The organism is Streptomyces sp. NPDC044003 (assembly GCF_056435185.1).
Genome location: NZ_JBWKFA010000025.1, coordinates 1 through 20475, shown reverse-complemented (window position 1 = coordinate 20475; position 20475 = coordinate 1). Strand labels below are relative to the sequence as shown.

Annotated in this window: 12 protein-coding genes; 5 read left to right on the top strand and 7 right to left on the bottom strand. The window is 74.0% G+C overall.

What is annotated here, in order from left to right; translation table 11 throughout:
* Window positions 1–110: 110 nt before the first annotated feature.
* From AC07AW_RS41090 to AC07AW_RS41075, 4 genes are all read right to left on the bottom strand, one after another.
* Window positions 111–1469 carry a PrsW family intramembrane metalloprotease gene (locus AC07AW_RS41090; RefSeq protein WP_478820572.1) on the bottom strand — a complete coding sequence of 453 codons (1359 nt, stop codon included), beginning with the start codon at window positions 1467–1469 and terminating at the stop codon, window positions 111–113.
* Between the two features lie 24 nt (window positions 1470–1493).
* A complete protein-coding gene (trmB, locus tag AC07AW_RS41085; RefSeq protein ID WP_478820574.1) occupies window positions 1494–2213 on the bottom strand; it encodes a tRNA (guanosine(46)-N7)-methyltransferase TrmB in 720 nt (239 codons plus the stop codon).
* 133 nt (window positions 2214–2346) lie between these two features.
* Window positions 2347–3531, bottom strand: coding sequence for an L-2-hydroxyglutarate oxidase (lhgO, locus tag AC07AW_RS41080; RefSeq protein ID WP_478820571.1), 1185 nt, complete (start codon window positions 3529–3531; stop codon window positions 2347–2349).
* A 148-nt stretch (window positions 3532–3679) separates the two neighbouring features.
* Window positions 3680–5116, bottom strand: a complete 1437-nt coding sequence (locus AC07AW_RS41075; protein WP_478820570.1) for an MFS transporter — start codon at window positions 5114–5116, stop codon at window positions 3680–3682.
* A 574-nt stretch (window positions 5117–5690) separates the two neighbouring features.
* Between AC07AW_RS41075 and AC07AW_RS41070 the strand changes: the two genes are divergently transcribed.
* Both AC07AW_RS41070 and AC07AW_RS41065 read left to right on the top strand, forming a co-directional pair.
* On the top strand, window positions 5691–7868 hold the full coding sequence (locus AC07AW_RS41070; protein WP_478820573.1) for an asparagine synthase-related protein: 2178 nt from the start codon (window positions 5691–5693) through the stop codon (window positions 7866–7868).
* Between the two features lie 293 nt (window positions 7869–8161).
* On the top strand, window positions 8162–11491 hold the full coding sequence (locus tag AC07AW_RS41065) for an ATP-binding protein (RefSeq protein WP_478820569.1): 3330 nt from the start codon (window positions 8162–8164) through the stop codon (window positions 11489–11491).
* On the opposite strand, the gene AC07AW_RS41060 is transcribed toward AC07AW_RS41065, so the two are convergent.
* Both AC07AW_RS41060 and AC07AW_RS41055 read right to left on the bottom strand, forming a co-directional pair.
* Window positions 11478–13544 (bottom strand): sigma-70 family RNA polymerase sigma factor, encoded by a 2067-nt coding sequence (locus tag AC07AW_RS41060; protein ID WP_478820568.1) that lies wholly within the window; start codon window positions 13542–13544, stop codon window positions 11478–11480. The genes AC07AW_RS41065 and AC07AW_RS41060 overlap by 14 nt on opposite strands.
* A 253-nt stretch (window positions 13545–13797) precedes the next feature.
* Window positions 13798–14580 carry a TetR/AcrR family transcriptional regulator gene (locus tag AC07AW_RS41055; protein WP_478820567.1) on the bottom strand — a complete coding sequence of 261 codons (783 nt, stop codon included), beginning with the start codon at window positions 14578–14580 and terminating at the stop codon, window positions 13798–13800.
* 355 nt (window positions 14581–14935) lie between these two features.
* Between AC07AW_RS41055 and AC07AW_RS41050 the strand changes: the two genes are divergently transcribed.
* Together AC07AW_RS41050 and AC07AW_RS41045 are read left to right on the top strand one after the other, a co-directional pair.
* A complete protein-coding gene (locus tag AC07AW_RS41050; RefSeq protein WP_478820566.1) occupies window positions 14936–16300 on the top strand; it encodes an NAD(P)/FAD-dependent oxidoreductase in 1365 nt (454 codons plus the stop codon).
* Window positions 16301–16406: 106 nt separating this feature from the next.
* Window positions 16407–18047, top strand: a complete 1641-nt coding sequence (locus AC07AW_RS41045; protein ID WP_478820565.1) for an ATP-binding SpoIIE family protein phosphatase — start codon at window positions 16407–16409, stop codon at window positions 18045–18047.
* 6 nt (window positions 18048–18053) lie between these two features.
* On the opposite strand, the gene AC07AW_RS41040 is transcribed toward AC07AW_RS41045, so the two are convergent.
* Window positions 18054–19322 (bottom strand): MFS transporter, encoded by a 1269-nt coding sequence (locus AC07AW_RS41040; RefSeq protein WP_478820564.1) that lies wholly within the window; start codon window positions 19320–19322, stop codon window positions 18054–18056.
* 154 nt (window positions 19323–19476) lie between these two features.
* Here AC07AW_RS41040 and AC07AW_RS41035 point away from each other — a divergent pair, with 154 nt between their 5' ends.
* Window positions 19477–20022, top strand: a complete 546-nt coding sequence (locus AC07AW_RS41035) for a MarR family winged helix-turn-helix transcriptional regulator (RefSeq protein WP_030694509.1) — start codon at window positions 19477–19479, stop codon at window positions 20020–20022.
* The last annotated feature ends 453 nt before the right edge of the window (window positions 20023–20475 follow it).

Here is a 20475-nt window from a genome sequence, read left to right as displayed (position 1 = left end):
GCAAGCTCCCCAACCCTCATACAGCCAGCGAACTACCAACCACCCACCACGACAAGACACCTAACAAAGCACTACTAGGGCCTGTCCGGCGGATCAGGGTCGGAAAGGCCCTAGCTCCGATACGGGTTGTAGCCGTCGTAGTCCAGGTACTGCGGCGGCGCCCAGGCCCGGCCCGTCGCCCGCGCCGCGTACGTGAGGGCCGGGGAGGCGACCGCGCGGCGCTGCCACAGGTGGTGCAGCAGCTCCTGCTCCCGGGCCGGGAAATCGGGTCCCGCCGTGCCGCGCCGGGCCCGGTCCCGCAGGAACGCCAGGGTCGTCGCGAAGGACTCGTACTCGCCGACCGCCCGCGCGGCCGGCTGGCCGTACGTCCGGGCGGCGAACGAGCGGGCCAGCTGCCGGGCGCGCATCGAGGACAGCGCGAGCGGCTCGGTGGGCGCGAGCCAGCCGGCCGCGGCGTACGCCGGGAGCTCCCCGGATATCGTGCGCAGCTCGCGCTGCCGGCTCCACACCGCCAGCCAGGTCAGCAGGCCGAAGGCCGGGACCATGAGCGCCCCGTACACCGCGTAGAAGGCCAGCGGGCCGCCGAAGGTGGCCGAGCCGTTCCAGGCGGCGTGCAGGCTCATGGCGAGCAGCAGCCCGGCGAGCGGCAGCAGCACCCGGCGCAGTCGCCTCCCGCGCGGCGCGAGGGCGGCGAAGCCGAAGCCGATGCCGGTGAGCACGGTGAAGAGGGGGTGCGCGAATGGCGACATCACGACCCGTACGAAGAAGGTCGCGGCGGTCACCGAACCGAGACCGGAGGAGCCGAACTCCTGGTCCTCGCCGAAGGCGTTGCCGAGATAGAGGATGTTCTCGGTGAAGGCGAAGCCGGTCGCGGTGAAACCGGCGACCACGACGCCGTCGACGAGACCGCCGAAGTCCTTCCTGCGGAAGAGGAACAGCAGCAGGATCGCGGCGGCCTTCGCGCTCTCCTCCACCACCGGAGCGATGACGGTGGCCCCGAGCGTGTCGGCGGAGTCCGGATCGGCCGTGGCGGTGGCGATCCAGCGGACCGCGAAGGAGTTCGCCAGGATCGCGACGAGGGCGGCGGCGAAGGCGCCCCAGGCGAACGCGAACAGCATGTTCTTCCAGGGGCTCGGCTCGACCCGGTCGAGCCAGCGGAACGCCGACATGAGCAGCGGTACGGGAAGCACGGCGAGGCCCAGGCCGACGAGGAAGCCCTGAGTGCCGGTCTGCTCGCGGACCAGCGCCAGGATGACGAGGGCGCAGAGCGCGAGCAGTGTCACGACGGCGATCGCGCGGACCAGCCGGCTGCGCCAGAAGGCCCGGCGCGGCCGGTAGCGCCACTGGGATCGGTCGGCGGCGGCGGGGAAGGCCGGCTCCTCGGTGTCCCGGTGCGGGACGGGAGCGGCCTCGGTTCCGGCGGGGGCGGGGTTCGACACGTGAGCGACCCTAACGACCCCCACCGACATGGGGCGAAGGAGTTACCTTCTCTGTCACTTCCTCCGGAAGAGCAGATCGTGCACGACGTGGCCCTTGTCGAGCCCCTGGCCCTCGAAGCGGGTGAGGGGACGGAAGTCGGGGCGGGGCGCGTAGCCGCCGTCGGCCTGGGTGTTCTCGTAGTCCGGGTGCGCGGAGAGCACCTCCAGCATCTGGACGGCGTACTCCTCCCAGTCCGTGGCGCAGTGGAGCACGGCTCCGGGCTTCATCCGGGGCGCGAGGAGGCTGAGGAACTCGGGCTGGATGAGCCGGCGCTTGTGGTGGCGGGCCTTGGGCCAGGGGTCCGGGAAGTAGACCCGGCAGCCGTCGAGGGTCGCGTCGCCGAGCATCTCGCGCAGCAGGATGATCGCGTCGCCGTTGGCGACTCGGACGTTGGTGAGGCCGTTGCGGTCGGCGAGACCGAGGAGGTTGCCCTGGCCGGGGGTGTGCACGTCCACGGCGAGGATTCCGGTGCCGGGATCGGCGGCGGCCATCTGGGCGGTCGCCTCGCCCATGCCGAACCCGATCTCGAGAACGACCGGCAGCCCTTCGAACATCTCTTCGAGATCGAGGGCCTGCTTGCCGTCGATGTCGAGGCCCCAGTCCGGCCACCGCTTCAGCATGGCCTCGGCCTGCCCGTACGTGACACGGCTGCGGCGCGGCTGGAAGCTCCGGATCCGCCGCTCGTGATGGGCCCCGGCGGGATCGGGCATGGGCCCCTCGCCGGGGGCGAACATCCGACTGCCGCGACGCGCGACGGACGGTGCGGGGTCGGCGACGGGCTGCGGGCCGTTCTCAATCTGCTCAGACACAATGCGCCCAAGTCTACGGCGGGCCCTCGCCCGACCGCGCGGCCCGCATCGGGCGGGGCTACAGCCGGGCCAGGGCCCGGGTCGCGACCTCGCGGCCGATCGGGAGGGACGCCGTCGCCGCGGGCGAAGGGGCGTTCAGGACGTGGACCGTCCGCTCCGCCTCGCGGATCAGGAAGTCGTCGACCAGCGTCCCGTCCCGCAGCACCGCCTGCGCCCGCACTCCCGGCGCCGCCCGCCGCAGGTCGGACTCCTCGACGACCGGCAGCAGCCGCCGCACCGCCTCCGTGAAGGCCCGCTTCGAGACCGACCGGTGCAGCTCGCCCGCGCCGTACCGCCAGTGCTCACGGGCGATCGCCCAGGAGCCGGGCCATGCCAGGGTGGCGCCCAGTTCGCGCGGGTGGACGACGGACCAGCCGTACCCCTCCTTCGCCAGCGCCGGGACCGCGTTCGGCCCGATGTGGACACCGCCGTCGATGCCCCGGGTCAGGTGCACCCCGAGGAACGGGAACGCCGGGTCCGGGACCGGGTAGACCAGGCCCCGCACCAGCGAGGGGTCCGCGAGCTCGTAGTACTCCCCGCGGAAGGGGACTATCCGCATCCCGGGGTCGTCGCCCGCGAGCCGCGCGATCCGGTCGCAGTGCAGCCCCGCGCAGTTGACCAGGACCTTCGCCCGCACCACCCGGCCGTCCGCCGTGCGCACGGCGACGCCCCAGGGCCTGCGGTCGATGACGGTGACCTCCGCGCCGTACAGGATCCGCGCCTCGGAGGCCGAGGCGAGCCGCTCCGTGACCGCCCCGTAGTCGCAGATCCCGGTCGTGCCGACGTGGATCGCGGCGAGCCCCCGCACCCGCGGCTCGTACTCGCTGATCTGCGCCGGGCCGAGCTCGCGCACCGGGATGCCGTTCTCCCGGCCGCGCTGCACGAGCGCGTGCAGCCGGGGCAGCTCCTCGCGCGTGGTGGCGACGATGAGCTTCCCCGTCACCTCGTGCGGGATGCCCCACTCCGCGCAGAACTTCACCATCTCGGCCGCGCCCTCGACCGCGAACCGTGCCTTGAGCGACCCGGGACGGTAGTAGATCCCGCTGTGGATCACCCCGCTGTTGCGCCCGGTCTGGTGGCGCGCGAGGGCGTGCTCCTTCTCCAGGACCGTGACCCGGGTGCCGGGGGCGGCACGCGTCAGCGCGTACGCCGTCGACAGACCGACGATCCCGCCGCCGATCACCAGCACGTCACAGTCAAACACCAGCGCCACCTCCCACCCCCGATAGTGCACTGGCCCACTGACACTGCCGCTAAACGCCCCCGTCGTGGGACGCGTGTCACTTCCGGGCGCCGCCGTGCGCCGGGGCGAGGTCTCACGCCGGGGCGGCATCTCACGCCGCGGCCGCGTCTCACGCCGGAGCGACGAGCAGCGGCCGGGCCCGTTCCCGCAGTTCCATGACGCGCGGCTCGTCCCCGTACGGTTCGAGCCGGTGCAGCAGGTCCCGCACGTACTCGGTGGTCCGCGCCGAGGAGATCCGCCCCGCCACCTCCACCGCGCGCGTGCCCGCTGCGCAGGCCGCGTCCAGGTTGCCCGACTCCAGCTCGGCCACCGCCGACACCACGAGCCGCAGCCCGTGCGAGCGGACGAACTCCTCCGTCGGCCGGGACAGCGCCTGCTCGGTGAAGCGCCGCACCTCGCGCGGCATCCGCAGGTCCCGGTAGCACTCGGCGGCGTCGGCGCAGAACCGGTCGTACGAGTAGAAGCCGAGCCACGTCGGGTCGGCGTCGCCCTCCCGGGACCGCTCCAGCCAGCCCTCGGCGGACTTGAGCGCGGCCGCCGCGGCCGGCCCGTCGCCGGCCTTGGCGTGCGCGCGGGCCTCGACGAGCCGGAAGAAGGACATGGTGCGGGCGGTGGCGAGCCCCCGGTTCCGTTCGAGGGCGGCCTGGGCGAGGTCGACGCCCTCGTCGGCGAAGCCCCGGTAGGTGGCCTGGAGGGACATGGAGGCCAGGACGTACCCGCCGAGGGGCACGTCGGCGGCGGCGCGGGCGAGCCGCAGGGCCTGGATGTAGTAGCGCTGGGCGGCCTCTTGCTGCCCGGTGTCGAAGGCCATCCAGCCGGCGAGCCGGGTGAGCTCGGCCGTCGCGCCGAACAGGTTCCGGCCGACCTCGTCCGAGTACGAGCCGAGCAGCAGCGGCGCCGCGTCCACCCGTAAGCACTCGGGCACCATCGACGAACGCCAGTCGCCGCCGCCGTACTTGGAGTCCCAGCGGCGCGCGTCCTCGGCGGCCTCGCGGAGCTTGGCGACGTCGCTGTGGCCCACGCGCGCGTGCTCCGTGGCCGCCGCGGCGCCCGCGCCGGGGCGCGGGGCCTCGCGCTCCACCGACGGGTCGGCGGGGGTTATCAGCCAGCGGGACGCGGGCGTCGCGTACGCGCTGACCGCGAAGGACCCGGCGAGCGACTGCCAGATGCCGCCCCCGCCGGCCCGCCGCCCGGCGAGATCCAGCCGGTACAGGTCGGTGGCCGAGCGGACCGCCTCGCCCACGTCGCGCGGGAACGCGAGCCCCACCTCGGGCGCCGGGTCGGCGTCCGCGAGCCCGATCTCGTGCAGCGGCACGGGCCGGCCCAGCTTCTGCCCGATCGCGGCGGCGATCAGATGCGGGGCGGCGCCCTGCGGCACCATGCCCTTGGACACCCACCGGGCGACCGAGGTCTTGTCGTAACGAAGCGTCAGTCCCCGTTGCGCACCGAGGTCGTTGACGCGCCGGGCGAGCCCGGCGTTGCTGATTCCCGCGAGGGCGAGAACCGTGCCGAGCTTTTCGTTCGGCCCGCGTTGCTCCCTGGACATGACGCCACCCCTCGACAACCCAGACGGCCGCCACGACGCCGGGCATAGGCGTGCGGCATTCGTAAACACAGCGTAGTTCGCCGCATCCCCACCGTTAAGGGGCGGTGTTCCGTATGGCGAGATTGTTGTGTGAACGTGCGACGGACGGGCCCGGCGGAGCGGCTCGTGCTCCGGCCGTGTGGCCGTGCGCCCGGCCGTGCGCTCTCGTCCGCCCGGTGGGGGAGCGCTTCCATGAGTAGCGCGTGGGTCGGCCCGCTCGGCCGGGAGCGGAGTCCCGGACCAGTGGGCTGGGGGACACCGTCGCCCCATTCCCCGCGGGCGGCGGACGGCGCCGGGAGGCGGGAGCGCCTCCCGGGCTGCCGAGGACCGGCGTTCCGCCCGGACACCCCCCCGAAACCTCCTACGGGGATCGATATTTGGCCGAATGACGCCGGTTCGGAGCCGGTGTGCCACTGCTCGCCAACTGGCCCATGCCAGGGGCGCATTCGGCTTTCGCGCGCGTGCACCCGGACACCGCCCCGTGCGCCGTTGTCGTGGCAGCATGTCCTCCACCGAAACGGATGTGGAGGCGCCGATGCGATGGCTGGTGGGCTGGAGCAGTGTCGCGGCGAGCTTCGCAACGACCACGGCGGGCCGGGCGGGTGCGGTCAACGGCGCCTACGGCTCGTCCTCCCCGTACGACCCCGGATACGACGCAGGCCCCGACCGCGCCGCCGAGGGGCGCACGGTGCAGCCGGTGGGCGCACAACTCCTGTGGGGCGACCCCGATCCGCTCTGGGCGGTCGGTGACTGGCGCCCCGACGAGGTGCGCGTGGTGGCCGTCGACGACCACACCCGCCTCGCCGTCCTCGGCTGCTGCGCCGCGAGCGACGAGGAGCTGCGGATCGGCCTGCTTACCGCGCGCGGGGGCGCGTTGCGGCATCTGACCGCCTGGCCCGGCAGCTACACCGCCGTCGTGAAGACCGGCCGCCGCGTCACCGTCACCGGTGACCTCGCGGGCGCCCGGCCCGTGTTCCACACCCCGTGGGCCGGCGGCACCGCGTACGCCACCGCCGCCCTGCCGCTCGCCGACCTCGTCGAGGCCCAGCTCGACATCGGCCATCTCGCCGCCCTGCTCGCCTGCCCCGAGACCCCGGAGGCGCTGCGCGACTCCACCCCGTACGAAGGGGTCCGGCGGGTGCCGCCCGGCCACGCGCTGATCCTGCGGGAGGGCTCGCGCGAGATCACCGGCTACGAGCAGGTGGCCTCGCTCGCCGTCGCGGCGGCCGAGGCCGACCCGCGGCAGGCCGTCGAAGGGGTACGGGACGCCCTCGTCGAGGCCGTACGGGCCCGGCTCACCGCGCCCCGGCACGCGCCCGAGGCGCCGCTCCCCGACCCCGGCCCGGTCCCCGGCATGGGGCCGGCCGACCGGCGCGCGGCCCGGGGCGCGGGCCCGGCGCCCGGCATCGGCGCCGACCTGTCCGGCGGCAGCGCCTCCGGCACGCTGGCCCTGCTCGCGGCGGGCCTCCCGGGGGTGCCGGGCACGATCATCGGGCTCGGTACGGGCGCGGGGGAGCGGCTGCTCGCCGTCACCTTCAACGACCTGGCGACGAGGGCCGGGGCGCGGCGCACGGCGGAGCTGGAGCGGGCCCGTGCGATCGCCGCGGACCCGCGGCTGCACCACGTGGTCGTCGCGGGCGGCGAGGAGGCCCTGCCGTACGCGGCGCTGGACGGGCCGCTCACGGACGAGCCCGGCCCCGCGCTGGTCACGGCGGAACGGCACCGCAGGCGCCTCGCGGGCGGCAGCGCCGACCACTTCACCGGCATGGGCGCGAAGCAGGTCCTCGACGCGCACCCGGCGCGCCTGGCCGACCTGTTGATGGACCGCAGGCGCCGCTCTCTGGTGCGGCCGGTGACGGCGCTGGCGAAGGCCTCGGGCCCGTCGGCGGGGTCGCTCCTGGTGCCGCTGACCGTCTACCGGGCGGCGCGGAAGCTGGCCCGTACCCCGTACCGGACGGGTCTGGAGGCGGCGGCCCGCCGGGTCCTGGAGGCGAACCGCACGGCCCCGGACGGCTTCGGCCCCCTGGAGGCCTCGCTCTCCGCGCTCGCGTGGTCGCGGCCGGGGCCTGCCGCGCGCTGGCTGACGGGCGAGGCCCTTGCTGAAGTATCGGTTCGCCTGAACCGGGCGGCGACGCTCCCGACGTCCGTCCAGCGCCCCGGCGAGGCACGCGCGCGTGCGGCCCTCGCCCGCGCGGCGGCCGACCACCGGGTCCTGGAGCAGGCGGCGGAGATCCGGGGCCAGCGCCTCCACGCCCCCTTCCTCGACAACCAGGTCGTACGGGCCTGCCGCGACCTCCCCGAATCGCTCCGGGTCCAGCCGGACGCCCGGGCCGGCGTCCTGCGCACCGTCCTGTCCGGCGCCGGCGTCCACGACCTCCCCCCGGGCTGGGGCGCCCCCCACCCGGCCGTCCCGGCCGCCGCCACGCGCACGGGCCTGCGCGCCGCGCTCCCGCAGCTCCTCGCCCTCTTCGACGCGCCGCTCCTCGCGGACGCGGGCCTGATCGAGGCCCGCGTGGTCCGCGAGGCCCTCCGCGCGGCGGCCGACGGCGCCCCCGTCCCCCTCGACGGTCTCGCCGACCTCGTCTCCACCGAACTCTGGCTCCGCCGCCTCCTCGCCCGCCGAGGCTCCTGCTGGACCAACACGACAGAACCCCGAGCCCACCGCGCGGTCCAGGGCCCCCTGATCCGCACGACGAGGTCCCTGCCGGCCTGAGACCACGCCGCGCGCCAGAATGCTGGCATGACGACGGTGGAGCAGGTCGAAGATCCGGGCCTACGCGCGCGCGGACATTCCGATCTACCTGCTCATCGACCGCGAGGCCGGTGAGGCCGTCGTCTGTTCCGGTCCCTCGGGAGACGACTACGGCCACAAGTCCATCCACAAGCTGGGGACAGTCGTCCCGCTGCCCGCGCCCCTCGGCTTCGACCTGGACACGGGCGCCTTCTAGGGGACCCACCGGGGTAAACCCCGAGGCGTACGCCCCCACCACCGGCCACAATGGGCCGGTGCGGTATCTCATCCTCGGCACCACCGAGGCCCTTCGTCCCGACGGCACCCCGCTTCCCCTCGGCGGCGCCCGGCTGCGTGCGCTGCTCGCCGCCCTCGCGCTGCGCGGCGGACGGGCCGTCTCGGTCGGAGAGCTCGCCGACGACGTCTACGGGGACGACCCGCCGCAGGACGCCCCCGCCGCCCTCCAGGCCCTGGTCGGCCGCCTCCGCCGGATCCTCGGCCGGGAGGCCGTCGACTCCACCCCCGGCCCCGGCTACCGGCTCGCCGCCGGTCCCGACGACATCGACCTGTACGTCTTCCAGCGCCGCGTCAGGGAAGGCGCCGGCCACCTCGACGCCGGCGACCCCGACACCGCCGCCGCCCTCCTCCGCGAGGCCCTCGGCCTCTTCCGGGGCCCCGCCCTCGCCGACCTGCCCGACCCGGCGGGCGTCCGCCCCGAGGCCCAGCGGCTCGCGGCGCTCCGGCAGCGCGTCGAGGCCGATCTGCGCCGGGGCGCCACCGACGGACTCGTACCGGAGCTGACCGAGCTCACCACCACGTACCCGTACGACGAGGCCTTCCGCGCCCAGCTCATCCGCGCCCTGCGGGCCGAGGGCCGCCACGCCGACGCGCTCACCGCGTACGAGTCGGCCCGCCGCACCCTCGCCGACGCCCTCGGCGCCGACCCCGGACCGGAACTCACCGCCCTCCACCAGGAACTCCTCACGGGAGCCCCTCCGGCCCCCACCCCCGCGTCCGCCCCGAACCGTACGGACCCACCCGCCCCGCCGGCGGCACCGGAGCCCGCGGACGAGCGACCCGCCCCCGAGGCCGGCAACATCCGCCCCCGGCTCACCTCCTTCGTCGGCCGTGAGCCCGAGCTCGCCGCCCTCCACACCGACCTGAGCGGCTCCCGGCTCGTCACGCTCACCGGCCCCGGCGGCTCCGGCAAGACGCGGCTCGCCGAGGAGGCCGCGCTCCGGGCCGTCGGCCCCGCCGCCTGGATCGCCGAACTCGCCCCCCTCGACGACCCCGACGCCCTCCCCGGCGCCGTCCTCTCCGCGCTCCGCCTCCGCGAGATCAACCTGATCACCCGCGACGGCGTGCCCCTCCAGGACGACCCCACCGCCCACCTCGTCGAGCACCTGGCCCGCCGTCCGCTCCTCCTGGTCCTCGACAACTGCGAGCACGTGATCGACGCGGCCGCCGCCCTCGCCGAGACCCTCCTCACCCACTGCCCGCAGCTCCGCATCCTCGCCACCAGCCGCGAACCCCTCGGCGTCCCCGGCGAGTCGGTCCGCCCCGTCGAGCCCCTCCCGCCCGACCCCGCCCACCGCCTGTTCGCCGAGCGGGCCCGCACCGTGCGCCCCTCCTTCGACCTCGCCAGGGACGGCGGCGAGGCCGTCGACGAGATCTGCCGCCGCCTCGACGGCCTGCCGCTCGCCATCGAACTGGCCGCCGCCCGGCTGCGCCTCCTCACCCCGCGCCAGATAGCCGACCGTCTCGACGACCGCTTCCTCCTCCTCACCTCCGGCTCGCGGACCGTCCTGCCCCGCCAGCAGACCCTCCGCGCCGTCGTCGACTGGTCCTGGGACCTGCTCGACCCGGCCGAGCGCACTCTGCTCCGCCAGCTGTCCGTCTTCGCCGGGGGCTGGGACCTGGCCGCCGCCGAGGCCCTCTCCCCGTACGCCGCCGACGCCCTGGGCGCCCTGGTCGACAAGTCCCTCGTCGTCGCCACCCCCACCGAGGGCGGCGAGATGCGCTACCGGCTCCTGGAGACCATCCACGAGTACGCGACCGAGCGCGCCGCCGAGGAACCGGAGCTGCTCGCCGCCGCCGAGGCCGCCCACACCGCCCACTTCACCGCCCTCGCCGAGACCGCCGAGCCCCGGCTCCGCTCGGCGGAGCAGCTGCCGTGGATCGACCGCCTGGAGCGCGACCTCGACAACATCCGCGCCGCCCTCCACCGCACCCTCGTCACCTCCCCCGACGAGACCGCCGCGCTCCGGCTCGTCTTCGCCGTGGGCTGGTTCTGGTGGCTGCGCAACTACCGCCCCGAGGGCCTGGCCTGGGTGGAGCGCGCGCTCGCCCTGGGCGAGGATCCGGACGACCCCGCCGACCCCCGCTACTGGCCCCGCATGCACCTGCGCATGCTGCACTTCTTCCTCGCGGTCGAGAGCAACACGATGGGGGACCTCAAGAACCCGGAGACCCTCGCGCTCATCAAGCGCGTCCGGGAGGCGTTCGGCACGGACCCCGGCCCCGAGGCGGCCCGCTTCCCCGGCCTGCTCTGGCCGTTCACCGCGGTCCTCACCGAGGATCCGGCCACGACCCGCGCCCTCCTCGACACCGCCGTCGACAACTGCCGCCGCCACGGCGGCGACTGGGAGCTCGGCGTCAGCCTCATGTTCCGTACGCACATGATCGTCGACATGCCCGGCGGCATGCCCGGCGTCGACGAGGCCCTGGCGGAACTCCGCGCCCTCGCCCGGCGCGTCGGCGACCGCTGGATGGGCGCCCAGATCGCGAGCGCGGCGGGCGAGGCCAACACGATGCGGGGCCGGCACGCGGACGCGCGCGAGGCGTACGAGGAGGCCCTCGGTCTCGCCCGCGAGGTCGGCGCCCACGCGGAGGCCCCGTTCCTCCTCGCCCGCCTGGCCGAACTGTCCTACCGCACCGGCGACCTGGAGACCGCCGAGCGGACCCTCGACGAGGCCGCCCGGGAGGCCGATCGCTACCACGTACGGGAGAGCCAGACGTACGTCTGCTTCCTCCGCGCCGCCTTCGCCCTCTACCACCGCGACATCCCGGAGGCCCGTGCCCAGCTGGAGGAGGCGGGCCGGACGATCGTGCTCGGCACGCCGCCCCCGCACTTCGAGGCGGCGGTGACCGGAATCGCCGCCCGCGTCGAGGCGTACGAGGGGAAGGGCGCGGCCGCCGTCGCCACGGCCGTCTCCGCGCTCCGCACCGCGCGGGACGCGCAGTGCGCGGACTTCGTCACCACCGGCCTGGGGGAGGTGCTCGCCGTCACCCTGGCCGAGGCGGGCGAGGCCGATCTCGCCGTACGGGTCCTGGCCGCCGTCGACCACTGGCGCCGGGACACGCCCCTCTCGGTCCCCGAGCTGCGGGACAGCGAGTCCGTGACGGCCCGGGCGCTCACCGAGCTCGACGCGTCCGCCATGGCAGCCGCCCGCGCGGCCGGCACGGGCCTGGGGATCGACGAGGTCCTCGACCTCGTCGAGGCCTTCGCCCCGGCCCTGCCGGACACCGAAAGCGCCGACCGGGCCGACAGCGCCGACCGTGCCGAAAGCCGCGACCGGGCCGGCAGGACCGTCAGGAGCAGCTGATCCGGGACTCCGCCCAGTCGGCGACCGCGGCCCGGCCGAACGGCGTGTGGTCCTCCACCACGAGCCGGATCGTGGAGAGGCCCGAGATGTCGACGTGCACCGGGACGGGCGGGTCGTCCGCGCGGACGACGTCGGAGCGCCAGAGCCGCTCCCCGTCCCCGTAGACGGAGAAACGGACGCCGCCGACGCCGAGCTGGGCGCTCAGGTCGTCGACGCCGACGACCGCGTCGTAACTCGTGCACTGCCGGTTGAGGTCGATGAGCAGCGAGGACGGCGCGTGGACGCTGACCCCGTGCGCGTACTGGGTGCCGCCGATGGACAGGCCGTTGCGCTGCCACATCCAGCTGCTGTCCGAGAGGGACACCTCGGGCTTGGTGCCGTCGCCGAAGATCCCGTACTGCAGCTCGTTGACCTGGTAGACGGACGGCGGCGCGGGCGGCGGGGTCGTCGGCTTCGGCGCGGGCTTCGCGGGCGGCGGCGTCGGCTTCGGCGTGGCCTTCGGGCTGGGCTTTGGGGACGGCGGCGGCGTCGGCTTGGGCGTGGGCTTCGGCGCCGGCTTGGGGCTGGGCTTGGGGGACGGCGGCGGGGGCGGCGGATCGGAGGTGACGGCCGGGGCGGGCGCCGCGGGCTTCGGGGAGGGCTTCGCCGGCGGCGCGGGCTCCGGCGCGACCGGGGTGACGACCGGCTGCGTGGGCTTGGGCGCGGCCACGGGCTGCGGGTCCCCGGCCATCGCCCAGACGAGCCCGGCGGCCGCGGCGACCGCTATGGCCGCCGCGATCCCGGCCTTCGCGGGCGCGCCGAGTCCCTCGGCGGCGGCACCGCCCGAGGCGGCGCCCCCGGAGGAGCCGGAGGCGGCGGCAGCGGCGCCCGCCCCGGCCGCGGCGGCGGTGCCACCGGCGACGACGCCGGCGGCCTTGAGCGAGTACCCGGCGGCGAACCAGCCGATGACGGCGACCGGCAGGAGCGCGGGGATCCCGGCGTTCACATGGGCAAGCTCACCGGCGGCGAGCCGGCACTTGGCGCATTCGTCCAGGTGCTTGCGCAGTCCGCGCTCGGCCCGCATCCGCAGTCCGCCGCGCGCGTAGGCGCCGAGCCGGTCCGCGTAGCGGGCGCAGTCGCCGCCCGCGGTGAGGGACTGGCTGACGTGCGCCTGGAGGTAGGCCTGCTTGAGGCCCTCGCGGGCCCGGCTGGCGAGCACAGCCGTGGCGTTGGCGGTCAGTCCGAAGAGCGGGGCGACCTCGCTCGGGGACTCCTCCTCGACGGTGGTGTGCCACAGCACGGCCTGCCAGCGCTCGGGCAGCGAGCGGAAGGCCTGCATGGCGAGGGACTGTTCGGCCTCGTGCATCGCGCGGACGTCCGCGCCGAGGTCGAGCGTGTCCTGGTCGGAGACCTCGGAGGAGCGGGCGGCGTCGGCGGCGAACACCGCGAAGTCCTCGACGAGGTGCTCGCGCTTCTGGGTCCTGGCCCAGTTGGCGGCGACCCGCCGGACCGTGGTCATGAGGTAGGCGCGCACGGCCTGTTCGGGCCCGGCCCCGCCGCGGACCGCCTGGAGGGTGCGGGCGAAGACCTCGGCGGTGAGGTCGTCGGCGGTGTGCGCGTCCCGGCAGCAGGTCCTGGCGTAGCGGCGGACGGCATCGGAGTGGCGGCGGAACAGCTCCTCGTACGCGGAGTCGTCGCCGTCCCGCATGAGCTGGACGAGCTCGGCGTCGGAGGGCGGCAGTTCGAGCGGCGGCGGAAGTACGCCGTCGTGCTCGTGCTCGGATTCGGGCGTGTGCTCGGACTCGGGCGCGTCGGGGTCGGCGTGCGTGTCGTGGTCCTCGGCGGCGCCCGGTCCGGCGGCCGCCCCCGCGACGGCTCCGGCTCGGACACCCGGTCCGCCCGCCCTGCCCTCACGCTGCTGCGGCACACTCGCGTCGAGCGGGTCGCTCTGCACGGACGACGTGGGGGAGAGACCTCCCGGCCCGCCCTGGCTCGGAACCTGCCCGGAGGGAAGGCCCCCGGTCTCCGCGCCGCCGCCGCTGCCCAGCGGATCGTCCCGACTGTCACCGCTCATCGCGGAAGCCCCCGTACGCACGCCCAGACCAGAATATTGGCCAAGCCTGCCACAGAGCGCGGGCATGCCGAAGCGCCGCGTCCACTTACCACTCGTCCGGGGCGACTTCATGTATCCGGGCGTAACCGCTCACACGTTCGTGTCATGCTCGTTGGTCCGCCCGGACCACGAAAACCGCAGCCGTGATGAAGGAAGAACCGCGGCCGTGAGGAAGGAAACCGCGTCCGCGATCGAAGGAGGAACCGCGGGCTTCCTACCGGGAGCGCAGCCCCTCGAGGAGGATGTCGAGGAGCCGGGCCGAGGCCGCCGCCTGCTGCGCCGCGTCCGGCAGAGCCGGGGCGGCGGTGGCGATGACGAGGAGGACGTCCGCCACGGTCACGTCCGTCCGCAGCTCACCCGCCTCACGCGCCCGGTCGACCAGCCGGCCGACGACCTCCAGGAGCTCCGAGGCCCCCGCGTCGTCCCGCTCCTCGGCGGGCACGCCGCGCGGCGCGACCACACGCGCGTCGCCCTGCTCGGCGAGACCCCGCTGGTACGGCACCCGCGCCGCCTCGTCCGCCTCGTCCGCGCCGAGCGGCACCCCGGACTCGTCCACGCCCACCCGCAGCACCTGCGGCGGCAGGAGACGACCCGCACCCGAGGCCACCGAGGTCCGCAGGAACCGGGAGAGCGCCGACCACGGCTCCTCCTCCTGGCCCAGCGCGGCCCGCGCCTGCTCGGTCAGCCGGGAGGTCTCCTCCTCGGCTATCCGCCGCACCAGCACGTCCTTGCTGGGGAAGCGGCGGTAGACGGTGCCGACCCCGACGCGGGCGCGGCGCGCCACGTCCTCCATCGGAGCCCCGTAGCCCAGCTCGCCGAAGACCTCGCGCGCGGCACGCAGCACGTGCTCCAGATTGCGCTGGGCGTCCACCCGCAGCGGAGCGGACCTGCCGCCCACCACCGGCGCGCCGTTGCGCGCCTCCGCCGTCACCGGGACGTGCCCGTCGACGGTCGCCGTTCCGGCGCCCGACTGCCACCGTGAATCCTGAATCTGCATAAGCGTTCCCCCGCTCATGATGTCTCCCCCCGGAGACTCCCCGCCCTGATACGGGGCTTCCGGCGGACGAGCGCTTTCGGTCCACGCACGCCCGATCCGACACCCCGACGAAGTACGAACATAGTTGAGTCGGGGTCAATTCAGAAGGGGGAGTTCCGTACGGTGCGCCCCCCGATCGGAGCAAGGCCCGGAAGACTCCCGATTCCGACCCCTCTCCGAACCCGCCCCACCCGGCGTGACCTGCGCGGATCCCTCCACACCCCGCTTGCGCGCCACCCCGCGCCTCCGTACCCCTCCGGTCACACAATTTGCCGAGCCTGTGGACAAACCACGGACGGCGGTGCGTCATGGGACAGTGACCGAACCTGCGCGCATTCTCGTGGTCGGCGGTGGCTACGTCGGCATGTACACCGCGCTGCGCCTTCAGCGGCAGCTCGGGGCGGAGCTCAGAGCCGGCACCGCCGAGATCGTGGTGGTCACCCCCGAGCCGTACATGACGTACCAGCCGTTCCTGCCGGAGGCCGCGGCCGGCTCCATCTCCCCGCGCCACGTCGTCGTGCCGCTCCGCCGCGTCCTCGGCCGCTGCCGCGTCGTCATCGGCGAGGTCCAGTCCGTCGACCACGCCAAGCGCACCGCGACCCTCGCCACCCTCGCCACCGAGGAGGAGGGCACCGGCCCCGTCGACATGACGTACGACGAGCTGGTCATCGCACCCGGCTCCGTCTCCCGCACCCTCCCGGTCCCCGGCCTGCTCGACCACGGCATCGGCTTCAAGACCGTCGAGGAGGCCATCGGCCTGCGCAACCACGTCATCGAGCAGATGGACATCGCCTCCTCCACCCGCGACCCCGCGCTCCGCGACGCCGCCCTCACCTTCGTCTTCGTCGGCGGCGGCTACGCGGGCGTGGAGGCCCTCGCCGAGCTGGAGGACATGGCCCGCTACACCGCGCGGTACTACCACAACGTCAAGCCCGAGGACCTGCGCTGGGTCCTCGTCGAGGCCTCCGACCGGATCCTCCCCGAGGTGGGCGAGGACATGGGCCGGTACGCGATCCGAGAGCTGCGCGGCCGGAACATCGACGTGCGCCTGGAGACCCGGCTCGAGTCCTGCGAGGACCGGGTCGCCGTCCTCAGCGACGGCACCCGCCTGCCCACCCGCACCGTCGTCTGGACCGCGGGCGTGAAGCCCGCGCCCGTCCTCGCCCACACCGACCTGCCGCTGAACGAACGCGGAAGGCTCCGCTGCACCGCCCAGCTCGCCGTCGAGGGCGCCCCGCACGCCTGGGCGGCCGGCGACGCAGCCGCCGTCCCCGACGTGACGACGAAGGAACTCGGCAAGGAATGCGCGCCCAACGCCCAGCACGCGCTGCGCCAGGCCAAGGTGCTCGCCGAGAACATCGCGGCCTCCCTGCGCGGGCAGCCGCTCAAGGAGTACGCGCACGCGTACGTGGGCTCCGTCGCCTCCCTCGGCCTCCACAAGGGAGTCGCCCACGTCTACGGACGCAAGCTCAAGGGATACCCGGCCTGGTTCATGCACCGCGCCTACCACCTCAGCCGCGTCCCGACCTTCAACCGCAAGGCCCGCGTCCTCGCCGAATGGACCTTGTCCGGCCTGTTCAAACGGGAGATCGTCTCCCTCGGCTCCCTTGAACACCCCAGGGCCGAATTCGAACTCGCCGCCTCACCACCCCCCGGCGACGGCGACAAGCCGCAGTCCTGACATCACTGTCAGTGCACTCGTCCACACTGGACGTGTGACCATAGGTGGGCTCACACCTGCACAGCGTGACTCTGCACGGCACCGACACCACGAGGCATACAGATCCGTGAACTTCACCCGTTGGAGCGCCCGGCTCCCCGGCACGCAGCGCCGCGCGGCGCGGGGGACCGAAGGTTCCGTGCCCGCCGCCCGCGGTGAGTACGGTCAGCAGTTGGAGCAGCCCATCGACAGCGCTGCCGAGGCCGCCGACGTCCCCGCCCTGGAGGACTTCTCCGTACGGGAGCTGCTCGGCCGCCTCCCCGGCCTCGTCGCGCTCGCGTACGGCCCGGAGCACCGCATCGCGTACGTGAACGACGCGTACGCCGCCGCCTTCGGCCCGCGCCCCGCCGGCGCCACCGTCGCCGACACCTGCCCGGAGGCCGAGGAGCTCGGCCTCCTGCCCCTCATGGACCAGGTGCTGCGCAGCGGAAAGCCCCGCACGGTCAAGTCCCGCCGGACCAAGGACGGCGGCTCGTACACGGTCACCTGCCTGCCCGTCGACAGCCCCCGCCTCGACGGCGGCGGCGTCCTCGTCCACGCCGCCGACGTCACCGACCACGCCGAGGCCGCCGAGCGGCTCCGCGCCAGCGAGCGCAGGCACCGGGAGACCGCCGTCACCCTCCAGCGCTCCCTGCTCCCGCAGGAGCTGGAGCAGCCCGACGACCTGCGGATCGCCGCCACCTACCAGCCCGGCGTCGCGGACGCGGCCGTCGGCGGTGACTGGTACGACGTGATCACCCTCGGGGCCGGCCGCACCGCGCTCGTCATCGGCGACGTGATGGGCCGGGGCGTCCGCGCCGCCGCCGTCATGGGCCAGCTCCGCACCGCCGTCCGGGCCTACGCGCGCCTGGACCTGCCCCCGCACGAGGTCCTCCAGCTCCTCGACGGCCTCGCCGCCGAGATCGACGCCAGCCAGATCGCCACCTGTGTGTACGCGATCCACGACCCCAGCGAGGGCAAACTGGTGTACGCCTCCGCCGGCCACCTCCCGATCCTCGTACGGGACGAGGACGGCACCGTCCGCCGCGCCGAGGACCCGACGGGCCCGCCGCTCGGCACCGGCGGCTGGCTGCACGCCTCCGGCTCCATCGCCCTGCCGCCCGGCTCCACCGCGGTCCTCTACACGGACGGACTGGTCGAGCGCCGCCGCGAGGACATCGACGAGGGCGTCGCCGCCCTGGCCCGCGCCCTCTCCGGCGCCAGCGGCACACCGCAGGTGGTCTGCGACCGGCTCCTGCGCGCCCTCGGGGTCACCGCCGAGCACGACGACGACGTCGCCGTCCTGGTCGTCCAGCACCCCTCCCGCAAGGGCGCGGACGCCGAGCTCTTCCACAACGCCGCCCTGGAGCTCCTCGGCGGAGTCGAGGCCGCCCCCCGCGCGCGTGCCTTCGCCTCCGGCGTCCTCTCCTCCTGGCGCTTCCCCGTCGAACTGCGCGACCTGGGCGTCCTCGCCACCAGCGAGCTCGTGGCGAACTCCCTCCAGCACGGCACCCCGCCCATGCGCCTGAGACTGCGCCGTACCGACCGCCGCCTGATCATCGAGGTCACCGACGGCGACGACCACCTGCCGCGCCGCCGCAGGGCGGAAACGGAGGACGAGGCGGGTCGCGGAATCTCGATCATCGCGACGATCGCCTCGTCCTGGGGAAGCCGCCGCACACCGGGCGGCGGCAAAGCGGTCTGGTGCGAGTTCGCCCTGCCCGACTGATCGGGACTAGGCAGCCGCCGTCTCGCGGGCCGGCTCGTGCCGGACGACCACCTTCGACGGCTTGAGGGCCAGCGAAGGCTGGTCCTGCTCGGGGGTCAGCCGCCTGCCGAGCCGCAGCGCCAGGAACGTGATCCCGAGCGAGAAGAGCACGAAGGTCACGATGTACGGACCGTGCAGGGCGGCCCCCATGGGCCCGCCCACGGCCGGACCGACGGCCAGCGCCAGCTGCTTCACCAGGGCGAAGGCCGAGTTGTACTGCCCGACCATCGACTCCGGCGCCAGATCGGCCACCAGCGGGGCCACGGTCGGCGACAGCATCGCCTCACCGAGCCCGAAGAGGGCGTACGTGGAGACGAAGGCCGCCGTCGCCATGGCCTGGCTGCCGTGCCCGAGGCCCGCGTACCCGGCGATGAGCCACGCCACGGTCCAGATCAGACCCACGGCAGCGATCACCCGGGTCCGCTTCCGGCGCTCGACGAACCGCAGCACCAGGAACTGGGCGACCACGATCACCGCCGTGTTGGCGGCCAGCGCGATCCCGAGCGTCGACGGCTGGATACCGGCGGCCTCGGTGCCGTACGCCGCGAGGCCCGACTCGAACTGCCCGTAGCAGGCGAAGAACAGCACGAAGCCGAGGACGCACAGCTGCACCATCGCCTTGTGCCCGAGCAGCGCGCGGACACCGCCGCCCTTCCCGCCCTCGGACGGACGGGCACCCTGCAGCGCGGGCGAGCCCGGCATCCGGACGGTCCCGACGATCGCGGCGAGCACCAGGAACATCGCCGCCTCGATCGAGAACAGCAGGATGAAGCTGCCCGGCCGGCTCGTGTCCACCAGCAGACCGCCGATCAGACCACCGATACCCAGGCCCAGGTTCTGCAGGAAGAACTGCATCGCGAAGGCACGCGTACGGCCGGAGGGCGACGAGCACCAGACGATCATCGTCGCGAGGGCCGGCTGGAGCACGGCCGTACCCGCGCCGAGCAGCGCCGCGGCCCCCACGGCCGCCGGCACGCTGGAGGCGAAGCCCATCCCCACCGCACCCACGGCGGCGACGACCGAGGCCACCAGAAGCACGGGCACGGGCCCGCGCCGGTCGATGGCCCGCCCGCTGAAGGGCAGCACCACCAGTGCGGCCATGGCGAAGACGGCCAGCACGATGCCTGCCGTCGCAGCGCCCAGATCCCGCACCTGCGCCACGTACACATAGAGGTACGGCACGGTGAAGCCGAGTCCGAACGCGCTCAGCGCGCTGCCTGCCTGGATACGGCGCATCGCTGCGCCCCTCGCCTTGGTCACACTCACCCACTTCGGTCGCGGGTTCAGAGCTGTACGCCTGAACCCTGAAGACTTCAACACTAAAGTTAACGTCTTAACAGTACACACCGAAGGACTTCAACGCCAACGAGGCCCGTGGGATACTCGCCGCATGTCCGACACCGCTCCCCAGGAGCCGAGCCTCGACGAGCAGATCGCCGCTTATCAGCGCGAGTACCGCGACCTCGACCCGCAGGTGGAGAAGGTCGTCTCCGCGCTCGGCCGGCTGAACCGCCGGATGAACGTGGCGTACGGCCGCCAGCTCGCCGACCTCGGCATCAGCAACGCCGAGTGGGAGGTCCTCAAGACCCTGGTCCTCTCCGGGGAGCCCTACCGCCTGGGCCCTGGCGAGCTCGCCAAGCGTCTGGGCCTCACCCCGGCCGCGATGACCCACCGCATCGACCGCATGGCCGGTGAGGGCCTGGTCACCCGCGACCGCGACGAGAACAACCGCGTCCGCGTGATCGTCGAGCTCACCGACGAGGGCCGCTCGAAGTGGCTGGAGGCCATGCGCATGGCCACCGACTTCGAGGAGGACCTCCTCCAGGACCTCACGACGGAGGAGAAGGGCGTCCTCGGTGACGTCCTCATCCGCCTCCTCCGCCGCGTGGAACTCACCCAGCCGGACGCCGGCGGCCGCCTGACGGACCTCGACTGACGTCACCGAGCGGGGCGCCGGATGGGGCACTGGATGGGGCGCCGGACAGGGGTTGACACGCCCCTCCCGGATGCGTAATGTTCTCCGAGTTGTCACGGAGCCGGAACGGTTCTTCGACAACCACTCCCGCCGCAGATGCGGCACCTCTACTCAGCACGAACTCCCCATCGGGACGAATTTCGGCATGCCGAAATTCATTTCGAATGACTCGATTATGAGTCGCCGGGGAAACCCGCTAGAGTTTGAGACGTCGGAACGGCCCAACAGCCGGAAAGACAAACCCCGCTGACTGGGAATCAGACGCCGAAAGGATCTGATAGAGTCGGAAACGTCGGAAGGGCCCGGAGCGAAAGCGAAAGGGACCGGAAAGCACCGAGGAAATCGGATCGGAAAGATCTGATAGAGTCGGAAACGAAGGAAGCGCCCGGAGGGCCTGGAAACAGGAACGAAGGA